Source organism: Azorhizobium oxalatiphilum, from assembly GCF_014635325.1.
GTDB lineage: Bacteria > Pseudomonadota > Alphaproteobacteria > Rhizobiales > Xanthobacteraceae > Azorhizobium > Azorhizobium oxalatiphilum.
The window spans coordinates 104,353-119,037 of the sequence record NZ_BMCT01000001.1 but is presented as its reverse complement, the minus strand read 5'-3'; the positions used below and the strand labels follow the sequence as shown (position 1 = coordinate 119,037).

Genomic DNA, 14,685 nt, shown 5'->3' with positions numbered 1-14,685 from the left:
CGATGATGCCTCAGGCGTGCGCGGGCTCGCGGTCCGCGCGCTCGATCTCCTGCACCCGGTCGACCACCGCCTTCTGCACCTTCTCGAACGCCCGCACCTCGATCTGGCGCACGCGCTCGCGGGAGACGCCGAACTCGGAGGCCAGTTCCTCCAGCGTGATCGGGTCTTCCGACAGGCGGCGGGCCTCGAAGATGCGCCGCTCGCGCGGGTTCAGCACCGAGAGTGCCCCGGACAGCGCCGTGCGGCGGTTGTCCAGTTCCTCGCTCTCGGCCATCCGGCTTTCCTGGCTGTCGCTGTCGTCCTTCAGCCAGTCCTGCCATTCGCCGCTGTCGCCGTCATCGCGCAGAGGCGCGTTCAGCGAGGCATCGCCCGAGAGGCGGCGGTTCATGTCCACCACGTCCTGCTCGGTCACGCCCAGCTTGGTGGCGATCTGCTTCACCTGATCGGGGCGCAGGTCGCCGTCCTCCAGCGCGGAGATCTGGCTCTTGGCCTTGCGCAGGTTGAAGAACAGCTTCTTCTGCGCCGCCGTGGTGCCCATCTTCACGAGCGACCAAGAGCGCAGGATGTATTCTTGAATCGAGGCGCGGATCCACCACATGGCGTAGGTGGCCAGGCGGAACCCCTTCTCGGGCTCGAACCTTTTCACCGCCTGCATGAGGCCCACATTGCCCTCCGAGATCACCTCGGAGATGGGCAGACCGTAGCCGCGGTAGCCCATGGCGATCTTGGCGACGAGCCGCAAATGGCTGGTGACGAGTTGATGGGCCGCGTCGCGATCCCCATGCTCCCGCCAGCTCTTTGCGAGCATGTATTCCTGCTGCGGTTCCAGCATGGGGAACCGCCGGATTTCCTCGAGATAACGCCCGAGACCACCCTCGGCTGAGGGGATCGGCGCCTGCCTGGAACCGGCCATGTAGGCCTCCTTTCTCGTGGTCCTCCGCCCAAGCGACCACATGCGCGGCCGCATTACGCCGACCGCAACAATGGAATATAGAGGCGATAACGCCGTTCCGACAGGGGGGATCCCCTCACGCTCCCGAGAGAGAACGGCGCAGCGTGTCCAGATCGCCCGGCAATTCGCTCTCGAAGGAGAGTTCCTCGCCCGTCACCGGATGGGCGAAACCGAGCCGCGCGGCATGCAAAGCCTGCCGTCCCAGCATCCCCGCCAGCACCGGCCGGGCCTCTTCCGGCAGCCGGGTCGCCTTGGTGCGGAAGCCCTGCCCGTAGACCTCATCCCCCATCAGCGGATGGCCGGCATGAGCCAGATGCACGCGGATCTGGTGGGTGCGCCCGGTTTCCAGCTGGCATTCGATGAGGCTCGCCACCGGCTGGCCGTCCGCGCCGTCAAAGCTCTCCAGCCGCTCCCAATGGGTGATGGCCTCGCGGCCGCTCTGGCGGATGGCCATCCGCTGCCGGTTGCCGGGATGGCGGTCGATGGGCGCATCAACGGTACCGCGATGCTCCGGCACGCCCCAGACGAAGGCGAGGTACGCCCGCTCCAGCGGGCCGGTACGGCCATGGTCGGCGAACTGGGCGGCGAGGCCCTTATGGGCGGCATCGCTCTTGGCCACCACCAGCAGACCGGAGGTGTCCTTGTCGATGCGGTGGACGATGCCGGGCCGCTTCACCCCGCCGATGCCGGACAGGCTGTCGCCGCAATGGGCCAGCAGCCCGTTCACCAGCGTGCCGGACCAGTGGCCGGGCGCGGGGTGGACCACCATGCCGGCCGGCTTGTCGACCACGATCAGGTGCTCGTCCTCATAGACGATGACGAGGTCCATCTTCTCCGGCAGCGGCTCGGCCGGCTCGGGGGCGGGCACGCGGACGGTCCAGGCGTCCCCGGCATTGACCCGCTCGGCCGCGTCTCCTACCACTCGGCCGCCGACGCTCACCCGGCCATCCGCCACCAGCTTCTGCAGGCGCGTGCGGCTGAGGCCGGTCAGGTGGGTGGCGAGGAAGCGGTCGGCCCGCAGGCCGGCGTCTTCCGCCCCGGCGGTGAGCACATGGGTTTCGCTGCCGGCATCGCCGTCGTCCGTGTCCCCGATCGCGAGGTCGAGGATATCGTCATCGTCCAAAGTTTCGTTCCCCAAAGGCTGTGCCATGATCCCGCGTCCGTCCGATCCCGTCTCGCCGGAAGAACTGGACAAGCTCTCGCCCGATCAGGCCCGCGTGGTGCAGAAGATGCGCCGCTTCTCCATGATCTCGGGCCTGATCATGGCGCTCGGCGTGGCGAGCATTCTCGGTGTCATCGGCTTTCGCATGATGCGGAGCAAGGCCCCCGCCAAGGTCGGTGATATCACCGCCACCCTGCCCAAGGGCGCCCGCATCGTCTCCACCGCCGTTGCCGACCGGCTGCTGGTGGTGACGCTGGACGTTGGCGGCGTGCCCGAGATCCGCACCTACGACCTTAACACGCTGGCGCCTCTCGGTCGTCTGGGCTTCGCCGTCCAGCCCTGAGGCTGGCAACCGACCTGAACGGCTGACAGAGCGCGATTGCCTCTCTTTACGCCCGTCATCCCCGGACTTGATCCGGGGATCCACGTCGGGCCGACAGCGGCGACCTCTGAAGATCCAGCCTAGCCCAACCACGTGGATGCCCGGAATCAAGTCCGGGCATGACGATGTATTGCTTCATCGGGGGCGGGCGACCAGCCGTCCCGCGCTCAGCCCCGACGTACCCCATACCCCCCTCACTGCAACGGCGTATCCCCATCCCCCGGCATGCGGGCCAGCATCATCTGGGTGATGGCCACCAGCATCTCGGCGCGGGACTTCAGGTCCTTCGCCTCAAGCAAAGCCTGTTTCTCCAGCGTGCCATAAGGCGACATCACGGACAGCGCGTTCACCAGCGTCTCGGTGCCCGCCTGCTCGATGCCTTCCCAGTCGGCCTCCAGCTGGTTGGCCTCCAGAAACGCCGCCAGCGCCTTGAGCAGCGCGGTGCGGTCCACCGCATCCTCGCCCGCACTGGCGTCGAAGTCGAACGCGTAGGGCTTCAGATCGATGCGGCACTGGCGATAGGGCGTCTCGACCTTCAGCTCCTCCACCACCTCGAACCGGCAGATGCCGGTGAGCGTGATGAGATAGCGCCCGTCCCCGCTCTCGCTGAACTGGCTGATGCGGCCGAGGCAGCCCACCCTGAACAGCTCCGGGCCGTCCGGCCCCTCGGGCTTGCCCTCGTCGGGCTGGATGATGCCGACAAGGCGGTCGCTGGCCAGCGCATCGTCGATCATGGCGAGATAGCGCGGCTCGAAAATGTTCAGCGGCAGCTCGGCGCGCGGCAGCAGCAGCGCGCCCGACAGGGGGAACACCGGCACCACCGCCGGCGCATCCGACGGTGAATTCAGGGGGCGATGCTTGGCCACGAAAAATCCTCAGGCGAACAGGATCGCCGACAGCTTGCGACGCCCGGAAATGGTCAGGGGATCGGTCGGCCCCCAGGCATCGAACAGTTGAACCAGTTGCTTGCGCGCCCCGTCCTCGTTCCAGGTGCGGTCGCGCTTCACGATTTCCAGCAGATGGGCCAGCGCCTCTTCCTGCCGGTTGCCGGCGGCGAGCGCCAGCGCCAGGTCGAAACGGGCCTGATGGTCGGCCGGGTCGGCGGCAACCGCCGCCTCCAGCTCCGCCGTGTCGCCGAGATCGGCGGTCTGGCGGACCAGCTCGATGGCGGCACGCGCCGCAGCGATGGCCGGATCGTTGACCTTGTTGGCGGGCACCTGTGCCAGCGCCTCCTCGGCCTGTTCGAGATCGCCCAGCACCACCAGCGCGCGGGCAAGGCCGCCCAGCGCCTTCAGATTCTCCGGCTCCTCGGAGAGCACGCGCCCGAAGGCGTTGCCCGCCGCCACCGCGTCACCGCCGGCCAGCGCCTGCTCGGCGACCTCGATCAGCTCGGCAAGGCCGGCATCCTCGCCGGTGAGGCGGTCGATGAAGGCGGTGATCTGGCTCTCGGGCAGCGCGCCCGTGAAGCCGTCCACCGGCTGGCCGTTCACGAAGGCATAGACGGCCGGGATGGACTGCACGCCGAGCCGCTGGGCGATGCCCGGATGCTCGTCGATATTCATCTTGGCGAGGCGCACCTTGCCCTTCTTGGCCCGCACCGCCTTCTCGATGATGGGGGTCAGCGTCTTGCAGGGGCCGCACCAGGGCGCCCAGAAGTCCACCAGCACCGGGCGCGTCTTGGAGTCCTCCATGACGTCGGCCATGAAGGTCTGCATGGTGGTATCGACGACGAGATCGTCGCCGGCCTGCGCCGGGCTCTGGGTGCCGCCCGCCTGATTCAAGAGCATGTGGTCGCCCTTCAAGAATTCCGTATCGGCCGCAGGGTGCGGCCCTCCGCCCATAGATGGGCGTTTCAAGGCCCGGCGCAACGCCGGGCTCAGGCGCTTCTAGAACATGACAGGCAAAGTTTGAACCGCCTTCCCCCAAGGTTCGCCTCCCTTCGCGACACAACCCTACAATCGAACCGGAAAAGTCCCCGAGCCCTGTGGATGGCGACCTTCCGCCGCTTGCGGCAGGTAAGGCCGGGGCGCACGCTCGTTTGACTCTTAACCCTCCGGGCTGGCACACCGCCGAGCAATGAAGTTCAACCGCCTGCGGCTTGTGGGTTTCAAGACCTTCGTCGAGCCCACCGACCTCCTCATCGAGCCCGGCCTGACAGGCGTGGTCGGGCCGAACGGTTGCGGCAAGTCGAACCTCGTGGAAGCGCTGCGCTGGGTGATGGGCGAAAGCTCGCACAAGGCCTTCCGCGCCAACGACATGGACGACGTGATCTTCTCCGGCACCACGGGCCGGCCGTCACGCAACATGGCTGAGGTCTCGCTCCAGCTCGACAATGGCGACCGCACCGCCCCCGCCGGCTTCAACGACAACGACCTGATCGAGGTCGCCCGCCGCATCGATCGCGGGCAGGGCTCGCATTACCGCATCAACGGCCGCGACGTCCGCGCCCGCGACGTGAACATGCTGTTCGCCGACGCCTCCACCGGCGCCCGCTCCCCCGCCCTCGTGCGGCAGGGGCAGATCGGCGAGATCGTCGGCGCCAAGCCCGCCGCCCGCCGCCGCATTCTGGAAGAGGCCGCCGGCGTCGCCGGCCTGCACGCCCGCCGCCATGAGGCGGAAACCCGCCTGAAGGCTGCCGAGACCAACCTGCTGCGGCTGGAAGACGTGATCACCCAGCTCGCCGCGCAGGTGGACGGCCTGCGCCGGCAGTCGAAACAGGCGGTGCGCTACCGCACGCTCGCCGCCGAGATCCGCAAATATGAGGCGACCCTGCTCTGGCTGCGCTGGAGCGAGGTGGTGCGCACCCTGGCCGAGGCCGAGCGCGCGGTGGAGGTCGGCGTGCGCGATGCCGCCGAATGCACCCGCGCGCAGGCCGAGGCCGCCCGCCTTCAGGCCATCGCCGCCCATGCCCTGCCCCCGCTGCGCCAGAAGGAGGCGGAAGCCGCCGCCACCCTGCAACGCCTGACGCTGGCGCGCGGCGAGCTGGACAAGGAAGAGGCCCGCCTCGCCACCCGCCGGCAGGATCTGGAACGCCGCCACGCCCAGCTGACGCAGGATCTGGAGCGCGAGACCGCGCTCTCCGCCGACGCCGAGGGCGTGCTGGAGCGTCTCGCGCAGGAAGAAGAGACGCTTCAGTACGATCAGGAAGCCGCCGCCGAGGCCGAGGTGGAAGCCGAGGCCATCCTCGAAGGCGCGCAGGAAGCCCTGACCATCGCCGAGGACGATCTCGACGAGAAGACCCGCCATTTCGCCGATAGCGGCGCCCGCCGCGCCACGCTGGAACAGACGGTGCGCGAGCTGAAGCAGCGGCTCCTGCGCACCGAGGCCGAGCGCGTCTCCGTGACGGCGGAGGAGCGCCGCCTTCAGCTCGACGCCGGCACCGCCGATCTGGAAGCCCGCCGCGCGGAAGCCGAGATCGCCCGCGAGCGGCTCGCCCATGCGGAGGATGCCGCCGCCGAGGCGGAAGCCGCCCATCAGGCCGCCCGCCGCGCCGTGGACGAGGTGCGCCCCGCCGTCACCGAGGCCGAGCGCACCTTCTCCAAGCTCGACACCGAGGTGAAGACGCTCACCAAGCTGCTGCAATCCTCCGACAGCCGCTTTCCGCCGGTGGCCGACCTGCTCACCGTCACCAAGGGTTTCGAGATGGCGCTGGGCGCAGCGCTCGGTGACGATCTCGATCTGCCCGTCGCGCCCGAGGCCCCCGCCCGCTGGGCCGGCTCGACGCCATCAGCCGATGATCCGGCCCTGCCGGCCGGCGCCGCGCCGCTGGCGGCGCAGGTGTCCGGTGCCCCCGCCCTCGTGCGCAGCCTCAATCAGGTGGGCATCGTGGAGGCCACTGAGGGCGCGCGCCTGCAGGGACAGCTCAAGCCCGGCCAGCGGCTCGTCTCCCGTGCCGGCGATCTCTGGCGCTGGGACGGTGTGGTCGCCGCCGCCGACGCCCCCACCGCCGCCGCCCGCCGTCTCGCCGAGCGCAACCGCCTCGCCGACCTCGAAGCCGACGCCGAACTTGCCCGCGAGGCGGTGGAAGAAGCCCGCGACGTACTCGACCTGCGCGAGGGCGAGCTGCGCGTGGCCGCTTCCGCCGAGACCCAGACCCGCGAGACCCGCCGCACCGCCCAGCGCGCCGCCGAGACCGCGCGCGAGCTGGAAGCCGCCGCCGAGCGCAAGGCCAGCGCCCATATCGCCCGCCTCTCCGCGCTCACCGAGGCGCGCGAGCGTCTGGTGGCGAGCAAGGAAGAAGCGGAAGAGCGCCTGATCGAGACCGAGGCCGCCATCGCCCTGCTGGAAGCCCCGGTGCTCATCGACGCCACCCTGGCGACAGCACGCGGCGTCGTGGCCCAGACCCGCGCGGCCTCCTCCGAGGCCCGCAGCCGGCTCGACGGCCTCGCCCGCGAGCGCGCCCAGCGCCAGCGCCGGCTGGAAGCCATTGCCGGCGAACGCCGCTCCTGGGCCGGACGTGCCGGGGGCGCGGGCGAGCGCCTCGCCGCCATCGAGGCCCGCCGCAGCGAGGCCGAGACGGAACTTGCCCATAGCGACGACATGCCGGCGCAGCTCCTGCACCAGCGCCGCAACCTGCTGAGCCAGATCGAGCAGGCGGAAGCGGGCCGGCGCGAGGCCGCCGACCGGCTGGTGGAGGGCGAATCGGCTCTCGCCGCCGCCGACCGTGCCGCCCGCGATGCGCTGGAGGCCATGTCGGGCGCCCGCGAGGAGAGCGCGCGCGCCGAAGCGCGCCTCGAAGCGGCGGTTCAGCGGCGCGACGACGTGATGCGCGAGATCGCCGACACGCTCGAAGGACCGCCCGAGACCGCCCGCGAACATGCAGAACTTGTGGATGACGGGAAAACGCCCGACATTTCCGCCATCGAGACTTCGCTGGAGCGGGCCAAGCGTGAGCGTGAGCGTCTGGGTGCCGTGAACCTGCGCGCGGAAATCGAGCTGACGGAAAGCGAAACCCAGCATGACGAGCTGGTGCGCGAGCGCGATGACCTGAACGAGGCCATCCGCCGCCTGCGCTCCGGCATCGCCAGCCTCAATCGCGAGGCGCGCGAACGGCTTCAGGCCTCCTTCGCCGTTGTGGACGGCCATTTCCGCAAGCTGTTCGACACGCTTTTCGGCGGCGGCGAAGCCCAGCTGGTGCTCACCGATGCGGAAGATCCGCTGGAGGCCGGCCTCGACATCATCGCCAAGCCGCCGGGCAAGAAACCGCAGACGCTCTCTCTGCTCTCGGGCGGCGAACAGGCGCTGACGGCGATGGCGCTGATCTTCGCCGTCTTCCTCACGAATCCAGCGCCCATCTGCGTTCTCGACGAGGTGGACGCGCCGCTGGACGATTCGAACGTGGAGCGTTTCTGCGCCCTCATGGACGAAATGACGCGGCTCACGGATACGCGATTCCTGGTGATCACCCACAACCCCATCAGCATGGCCCATATGGACCGGCTGTTCGGTGTCACCATGGCCGAACGGGGGGTGTCGCGACTGGTGTCAGTGGACCTCCAGAGCGCCGAGCGGTTACGCGAGGTGAGTTGATGCAACGCACGCCAATGGCCTTTTTGTCATTTTGTCGTTGCAAAACAACCACTTATTTAGGCAACCGCCGTTCTTGACACTCATTTTTGCCGCAACTATGGTGCCGCGCGGTTTCGGTGGGCCAAGGAACGCTCAGCTTGTCCTAGCCCACAGTCTGGAACCGGAGCAGTGAATCATGACCGAACCTTCGGATACGCCTCGCGGACCATCTGAAGGCCGGCCCATGGAGAATGGCTCCGGATCGTCGGACCCCGTACTCTCCGATCGGCTTCAGCGGCTCAATGCCGCGCTTGACAAGGCGCGGCCGAAAGACCAATCGCAGCCGGCGGGATCACGGGCGGATACGTCCACCGCCTCCGGAATGGCCATGGCCTTCCGGCTCGGGACGGAGTTCGTGTCGGGAGTTCTGGTCGGAGCCCTTGTGGGCTGGGGCCTGGACAAGGTGCTGGGCATTGCGCCGTGGGGAATCATCATCCTCACGCTGGTCGGGTTCGGGGCTGGTGTTCTGAACATGATGCGCGCGGCGGGGCAGATGCCCACCGGCAAGGGACCGAAAGCCTGACGGCAGTGCCGCCAGACCAGAGGTCCCGGTTTGAGTTTTGTGTCCGGAACATGGGTTCCGGGCTTGTGCGGCCTCGGCCGCGGGGCATGTGCGGCCGGATCGGCCGCCGGAGACAGGGGCCGTCGGATGAACATTGATCCGATCCACCAGTTTGAGGTTCAGCGCTATGTGGAGCTGCTGAAGCTCAGCGGTGTTTCCGTCTCCTTCACGAATTCGGCCGCCTTCATGGTCGGCATCGTCGCCCTGATCTTCTTCTTCCTCACCTATGCCACCCGCGGCCGCACGCTGGTCCCGGGCCGCATGCAGTCGGTGGCGGAGATGGGCTACGAATTCATCGCCAAGATGGTGCGCGATTCCGCCGGCACCCAGGGCATGGTCTTCTTCCCGCTGGTGTTCTCGCTGTTCGTCTTCGTCTTCGTGGCGAACGTGATCGGCATCGTGCCCTACACCTTCACGGTCACGGCCCACATCATCGTCACCGCCGCCCTTGCGCTGCTGGTGATACTGACCGTGGTGATCTACGGCTTCTACAAGCACGGCATGCACTTCCTGCACCTGTTCGTGCCGTCGGGCGTGCCGGCCTTCCTGCTGCCCTTCGTGGTGCTGATCGAGGTGGTGTCCTTCCTCTCGCGCCCCATCAGCCTGTCGCTGCGTCTGTTCGCCAACATGCTGGCCGGCCATATCGCCCTGAAGGTGTTCGCCTTCTTCGTGGTGGGTCTCGGCTCGGTGGGCGCTCTGGGCTGGCTCGGCGCCACCCTCCCCTTCTTCATGATCGTGGCCCTGACCGCGCTCGAACTCCTGGTCGCGATCCTGCAGGCCTACGTGTTCGCGGTGCTGACCTCGATCTACCTCAACGATGCGGTTCACCCGGGACACTGATCGTCCCAGCCGCGCGGCCAACCAACAGTTCGTTTTCTCAAGGAGCAGATCAATGGAAGCGGAAGCTGCAAAGTTCATCGGCGCCGGCCTCGCCTGCCTCGGCATGGGTCTCGCTGGCATCGGCGTCGGTAACATCTTCGGCAACTTCCTGTCTGGCGCGCTGCGCAACCCGTCGGCTGCCGACGGCCAGTTCGCCCGCGCCTTCATCGGCGCGGCGCTCGCGGAAGGTCTCGGCATCTTCTCGCTGGTCGTCGCCCTGGTGCTGCTCTTCGTCGCCTGATCCCGCGATCCGCGCAGCCGGTTCCGGGCATCCCCGGGGCCGGCTCGCATCCGTGATTGGTAACGACGATAGCGCCAGCCAACGATGGCGGCAGTGAATAAGGCAGGCGGGCGAGCCATGAACAAGACATGGAAGCTGGCTGCGGCAGCGGTTCTCTGGGGCACGGCCACTCTGGCCATCCCGGCGACGGCGAGCAGCCTGGAGTCTTCATCTGCGTCCGGTCGGCCGGCGCCGATGGTGGTCGCCCAGAATACGGCGCCCGCGACGACGCCGCATGAGCCGACCGGCGCCCATGCGCCCGGCGAGCCCGCGCACGGCGCGGCCGGCGAAGCGCACGGTGGGGGCTTCCCGCCCTTCAATCCGGCCAACTTCGCCTCGCAGCTGGTGTGGCTCATCATCACCTTCGGCGCACTCTACTTCCTCATGAGCCGGGTGACGCTGCCGCGCATCGGCCGGATCCTTGAGGAACGCCATGACCGCATCGCCAAGGACCTCGAAGAGGCCCGGCTGCGTCAGGCCGAGAGCGAAGCCGCCCAGCAGGCCTATGAAAAGGCCCTGACGGAAGCGCGCAACAAGGCCAACGCCATCGCCGGCGAGGCCCGCAACCGCCTCAATGCCGAGACGGATGCCAACCGCAAGGCGCTTGAGACCAGCCTCAACGCCAAGCTCGCGGACGCGGAAAAGTCGATTGCGGCCACCAAGGCCACGGCGCTTTCCCATGTGCGCGGCATCGCCGTGGACACCACCTCGGCCATCGTGAGCACGCTGGTTGGCGCCGGTGCGCCCCAGCAGGACGTGGAAGCGGCCGTGGACGCGGCCCTGGCCTCCAAGTCCGCCTGATCGAGCTGCCCGGAGCGTTCTTGCGCATCCGGGCCGCTTCATCATTGAAGACCCGAAATTTCCGCAGGCCGCTTCGGCCGCACCCGACAGACACAGGCGATCAAGGACCCCGCCATGAATGAGATGCAGTTGGCCGAAATCTGGGTCGCCATCGCCTTTGTGGTGTTCGTCGGCATCCTGATCTACGCCGGTGTCCACAAGGCCATCGCCAAGGCGCTCGACGCCCGCGGCGCCAAGATCGCCGCCGAGCTGGACGAAGCCCGCCGCCTCAAGGAAGAGGCCCAGAAGCTGGTCGCCGAGTACAAGCGCAAGCAGCGCGAGGCGGAAGCCGAGGCCGAATCCATCGTCACCGCCGCCAAGGCCGAGGCCGAGCGTCTGGCCGCCGAGACCAAGGCGAAGCTGGAAGACTTCGTGGCCCGCCGCACCCGCATGGCGGAAGACAAGATCACCCAGGCCGAGCAGCAGGCCCTGGCCGACGTGAAGGCTTTTGCCGCCGACGCCGCCGTGCAGGCCGCCGAGCGCATCTTGTCCTCCACGGTGCGCGGCACCCAGGCCGGCGAGCGCATCCTCGACAAGGCCATCACCGACGTGCGCTCCAAGCTCAACTGAGCTTTTCGACAGCGCGAAGATCGAAGGCCGGGCGGCAACGCACCGGCCTTTTTCTTTGGGCGCGTGCGGGCCGATTTTCTGCTGATTTGCCGCCTCGCCGGAGATCAGCTGACCTTCGTCGGGGCGGGAACACATTCCGATCTCTTCGAGTGATCGTCCGCCGCCACCTGCACAGGAAGCCACCCACCCGGCCTTGAAAGGGCCGGGCGCTTGGGTCAAAGCTGTCCCCATGTCGCGCTCTTCTTCGAAGCCGGACAGGCCGGCCCGCGCTTATACCGCCCGCGTACGCACGGGACTGGTCCGCGTGCTGGCCCTCGCTCTACTGGCCCTCGCCGGGGCCGGCCTCGGCGGCATCGCCTTGCTCACGCCGGCAGCGGCGCAGTTCGAGAATCCGTTCGCGCTTCGCCCGCCCGGCGCCGTGCCCCAGCCCTCGCGCAGCGCGCCCAACTGGCGGCCGCCGCCGACCTTCTTCGGCATCCCGCTCGGCAACCCCAATCCGCCGCCCCCGCCCATCGAGCAGCCGGTGCGCCGCGCGCCGCCGCCGGAGCCGGAAGGCATCGTCTATTCCACCGCCGCCGAGGCCACGCAGGGCAAGAAGAACCCGCCCAGCCGATTCGTGCTCGTCGTCGGCGACCGCTACGGCCGCCAGATCGCGGAAGGGCTCGCCGACGCCTACGTGAGCGAGCGCAACAGCCCCGCCGTGGTGGCCATCACGGAAGACACCAGCGGCTTCATGCCCCGCCCGGTGGACTGGCTGTCCCGCCTGCCCGGCGCCATCGATGCCGGCAAGCCGGACGTGACCGTGCTGGCGCTCGGGCTCGACGATCTGGAACCCATCCGCGACGGCGACAGCGAGGCGCTGCCGCTCTCCGACCGCTGGGCCGAACTCTATGGCCGCCGCATGGACGAGGTGCTGCTCACGGCGCGGGCCAATAACCGCCGCGTGGTGGTGGTGGGCCTCGCCCCCGTGCAGTCCGCGGCGCAGTCGGCGGATTACGAACGGCTGAACGAAATCCTGCGCGCCCACGCCGCCCGTGTCGGCGCGGTCTATGTGAGCGTGTGGGACGGCTTCGTGGACGAGGAAGGCAAATACATGGGCTCCGGCCCGGCGGTGGATGGCCAGCGCCGCCGTCTGCGGCAGGCCGATGGCGCGCGCTTCACCCGCGCCGGTGCCCGCAAGCTCGCCTTTTTCGTGCAGAAGGACCTCACCCGCCTGCTGGCCGAGCCCACGCCCGAGACCGCGCCCACGGCGGACGGCTCGGTGCCGCTGTCGCTCACCGATGGACCGCGCGGTGCCGCCGCGCTCGTGGGCGGCCCGGTACTTCCCGCCCGTCCGGTCACGGTGCCCGGCTTGCCGGCCCTGCCGCCGCTGCCCACCTTGCCCGTGCCGGCGGTGGCCAATGGCGAGCCGCCGAAGGTGGATCCGGTGAAGGTTCTGGTGGACGGCACGCCGCTGCCTGCGCAGCGCGGCCGCACCGACGACTTCAGCTGGCCGCCGAAGCCGCCGCCGGAAAAGGCGCCGCCGAAGCCCGCCGAGGCCGCCGCAGTGCCGGCACCGGCTCCAGCCCTACCGACAGGGGCTGCTCCCTAGAGCATGTCCGGCTTTGATTGCTCCGCAATCCAAGCGACAAGACATTCTCTATCAAAGAGTTGGAGTGTTTCTGTGTTTCCATGAAGCACGGAAACGCTCCAGGACGGACCGACATTCAGCGGGCGCGTTTTTCAACAGAACACCGTCATGCCCGGGCTTGATCCGGCCATCCACGTCCCTCCGCCAGGTGAGCGGCGGACGCACCGGGCGAGCGGTGAGCGTTATTGATCAGCGAGGCCGCCCCGCACGCGAACAGTTGTCAGAGGCGCGCGCGCCGTATATCGCAAGACGACGTGGCGACACTGGTCGCTGCGATGGAGAGTGGATGTCAGAGCTTGTGTGATAAGGCTCTCTGAATCTCAGAGAGCCTCGTGAATTCAAAGCTACCGGAGTGCCCTGCACTCGGGCGTTTTTTCACGTCTATCATACGAGATTTCCGTGAACCTCTCACGCAATGAGCAACGTACGTTGCACGTTCTGGCCCTTGGCGGCCGTATTCTCCACGAGCGCAACGACAGTTCCAAAATCACCTCGGTGACATGCGTCACGCGGGACGGACTGGTGCTGGTCGACTGCGACCTTTTCGTCTTCAGCAGATTGCGCCGGAAACGGCTGATCGAATCCGCGTCGGGCAGCCCGTACGGGATTTCGAGACGAGGCCGCGCCTCCGTTCGCGCGCAACGCGACAATCAGGGGGCATGAGATGCTGATCCGCGATGAAACAGCCAATGACATCCCAGCCATCAGCCGGGTTGTCACCGAAGCGCTCAAGCTGCTTCCCCAAGCCACTGGAACCGAAGCGGACATTGTTGAGACGCTGCGGACACAGGGAGCCCTCGCCCTGTCTCTGGTCGCCGAGGAGGAAGGCCTAGTGATCGGCTATCTGGCCGCCTCCGCGGCCCGGATCGGGGAGCAGCACGGCTGGGGGCTGATCGGTCCGCTTGCCGTTCTGCCCTCAAGGCACCGCCAGGGCATCGGCTCGGCCCTGATGTCGGAAGCCCTCCGCCGACTGCGGACGGACAGTCGGGGCGCGGCGCTGGTGGGCGACCCCACCTACTACGCCCGGTTCGGCTTCCGCGCTTTCCCGGGGCTGAAGGTTGCCGGCTGCCCCCCTGAGGTGGTTCAGGCGTTGCCGTTCGACAGCACCGAGCCGCGCGGCGAGCTGATACATCACCCAGCCTTTGGCCTGGGCCAGCAGGCGTGACAAGGCGAGGCTGCGCCCGTTGCGGCGCAGCCTCACCGCGGCAGAAGTGACGGGCCTGAAATCCTCTTCGAGAAAACCCTCTCGGCGAGGCCGACGACCGGCCGGAAACCCTCACCTCCAGACAAAAACGCCCCGGCCGATGGCCGGGGCGTCGCATCATGGGGAGCCTTCAGGATCAGGCGGCGTGCGCCTGCTCCGGGCTGTCCGCCTTGGTCTCGATGGTCTGCGACTGGGCGACCGTCGAGATGGGAATCAGACGGGGCTTCTTGGCCTCGGGAATGTTGCGCACGAGGTCCACGTGCAACAGGCCGTTCTCCAGTACCGCGCCTTTCACCTCCACATGGTCGGCGAGCTGGAAGCGTCGCTCGAAGGCGCGGGCGGCGATGCCGCGATAGAGCAGCTGATTGCCGGCGGACGCCTGCGGCTGGGCCTTCTCGCCCCGAAGCGAAAGCGCATTCTCCTTCACCTCGATGGACAGCTCCTCGGGGGTGAAGCCCGCCACCGCAACCGTGACGCGGTAGGCATTCTCGCCGGTGCGCTCGATATTGTAGGGCGGGTAGGTCTGGGCACCGTCCACGGCGTTGCCGGAGCCATCCAGCAGCGAGAACAGGCGGTCGAAGCCGACGGTGTTGCGATAAAGGGGGGACAGATCAAACGTACGCATATGCACATCCTCCTGCGAAGCGATGCGTTGG

General features: G+C 68.2%; 15 protein-coding genes. 10 read left to right on the top strand and 5 right to left on the bottom strand.

The features are described from left to right. Positions 1–10: 10 nt before the first annotated feature. Together rpoH and IEW24_RS00610 are read right to left on the bottom strand one after the other, a co-directional pair. The gene (gene rpoH / locus IEW24_RS00615; RefSeq protein ID WP_188574425.1) at positions 11–913 is read right to left on the bottom strand and encodes an RNA polymerase sigma factor RpoH; all 903 of its coding nucleotides are present in this window, start codon (positions 911–913) and stop codon (positions 11–13) included. Between the two features lie 115 nt (positions 914–1,028). Then, positions 1,029–2,045 carry an RluA family pseudouridine synthase gene (locus IEW24_RS00610; protein ID WP_373870021.1) on the bottom strand — a complete coding sequence of 339 codons (1,017 nt, stop codon included), beginning with the start codon at positions 2,043–2,045 and terminating at the stop codon, positions 1,029–1,031. A gap of 55 nt (positions 2,046–2,100) precedes the next feature. Between IEW24_RS00610 and IEW24_RS00605 the strand changes: the two genes are divergently transcribed. Then, positions 2,101–2,457, top strand: coding sequence for a hypothetical protein (locus IEW24_RS00605; protein WP_188574422.1), 357 nt, complete (start codon positions 2,101–2,103; stop codon positions 2,455–2,457). A gap of 233 nt (positions 2,458–2,690) precedes the next feature. Here IEW24_RS00605 and IEW24_RS00600 read toward each other — a convergent pair whose 3' ends face one another. Further along, complete coding sequence (locus IEW24_RS00600; RefSeq protein ID WP_188574420.1) at positions 2,691–3,362, bottom strand: LON peptidase substrate-binding domain-containing protein; 672 nt, start codon at positions 3,360–3,362, stop codon at positions 2,691–2,693. Between the two features lie 9 nt (positions 3,363–3,371). Further along, positions 3,372–4,283 (bottom strand): thioredoxin, encoded by a 912-nt coding sequence (trxA, locus tag IEW24_RS00595; RefSeq protein WP_188574418.1) that lies wholly within the window; start codon positions 4,281–4,283, stop codon positions 3,372–3,374. 289 nt (positions 4,284–4,572) lie between these two features. Here trxA and smc point away from each other — a divergent pair, with 289 nt between their 5' ends. From smc to IEW24_RS00550, 9 genes are all read left to right on the top strand, one after another. Next, positions 4,573–8,025 (top strand): chromosome segregation protein SMC, encoded by a 3,453-nt coding sequence (gene smc / locus IEW24_RS00590; protein ID WP_188574416.1) that lies wholly within the window; start codon positions 4,573–4,575, stop codon positions 8,023–8,025. 223 nt (positions 8,026–8,248) lie between these two features. Further along, a complete protein-coding gene (locus IEW24_RS00585; RefSeq protein WP_244644063.1) occupies positions 8,249–8,587 on the top strand; it encodes an AtpZ/AtpI family protein in 339 nt (112 codons plus the stop codon). Between the two features lie 126 nt (positions 8,588–8,713). Beyond that, a complete protein-coding gene (locus IEW24_RS00580; protein ID WP_188574413.1) occupies positions 8,714–9,466 on the top strand; it encodes a F0F1 ATP synthase subunit A in 753 nt (250 codons plus the stop codon). Positions 9,467–9,518: 52 nt separating this feature from the next. Continuing rightward, complete coding sequence (locus IEW24_RS00575; RefSeq protein WP_029004125.1) at positions 9,519–9,746, top strand: F0F1 ATP synthase subunit C; 228 nt, start codon at positions 9,519–9,521, stop codon at positions 9,744–9,746. A gap of 117 nt (positions 9,747–9,863) precedes the next feature. Continuing rightward, positions 9,864–10,586 (top strand): F0F1 ATP synthase subunit B, encoded by a 723-nt coding sequence (locus IEW24_RS00570; RefSeq protein ID WP_308468101.1) that lies wholly within the window; start codon positions 9,864–9,866, stop codon positions 10,584–10,586. A gap of 114 nt (positions 10,587–10,700) precedes the next feature. After that, entirely contained in the window at positions 10,701–11,195 is a 495-nt protein-coding gene (locus IEW24_RS00565) for a F0F1 ATP synthase subunit B family protein (RefSeq protein WP_188574411.1), read from the top strand. Positions 11,196–11,424: 229 nt separating this feature from the next. Beyond that, positions 11,425–12,786: an SGNH/GDSL hydrolase family protein gene (locus tag IEW24_RS00560; protein ID WP_188574409.1), complete on the top strand. Its 1,362-nt coding sequence runs from the start codon at positions 11,425–11,427 to the stop codon at positions 12,784–12,786. A 438-nt stretch (positions 12,787–13,224) separates the two neighbouring features. Next, positions 13,225–13,488 carry a YjhX family toxin gene (locus IEW24_RS00555; RefSeq protein WP_188574407.1) on the top strand — a complete coding sequence of 88 codons (264 nt, stop codon included), beginning with the start codon at positions 13,225–13,227 and terminating at the stop codon, positions 13,486–13,488. 1 nt (position 13,489) lies between these two features. After that, on the top strand, positions 13,490–13,990 hold the full coding sequence (locus IEW24_RS00550) for a GNAT family N-acetyltransferase (RefSeq protein WP_188574406.1): 501 nt from the start codon (positions 13,490–13,492) through the stop codon (positions 13,988–13,990). Between the two features lie 175 nt (positions 13,991–14,165). On the opposite strand, the gene IEW24_RS00545 is transcribed toward IEW24_RS00550, so the two are convergent. Next, the gene (locus IEW24_RS00545) at positions 14,166–14,654 is read right to left on the bottom strand and encodes an Hsp20 family protein (RefSeq protein ID WP_188574404.1); all 489 of its coding nucleotides are present in this window, start codon (positions 14,652–14,654) and stop codon (positions 14,166–14,168) included. Positions 14,655–14,685 lie beyond the last annotated feature (31 nt).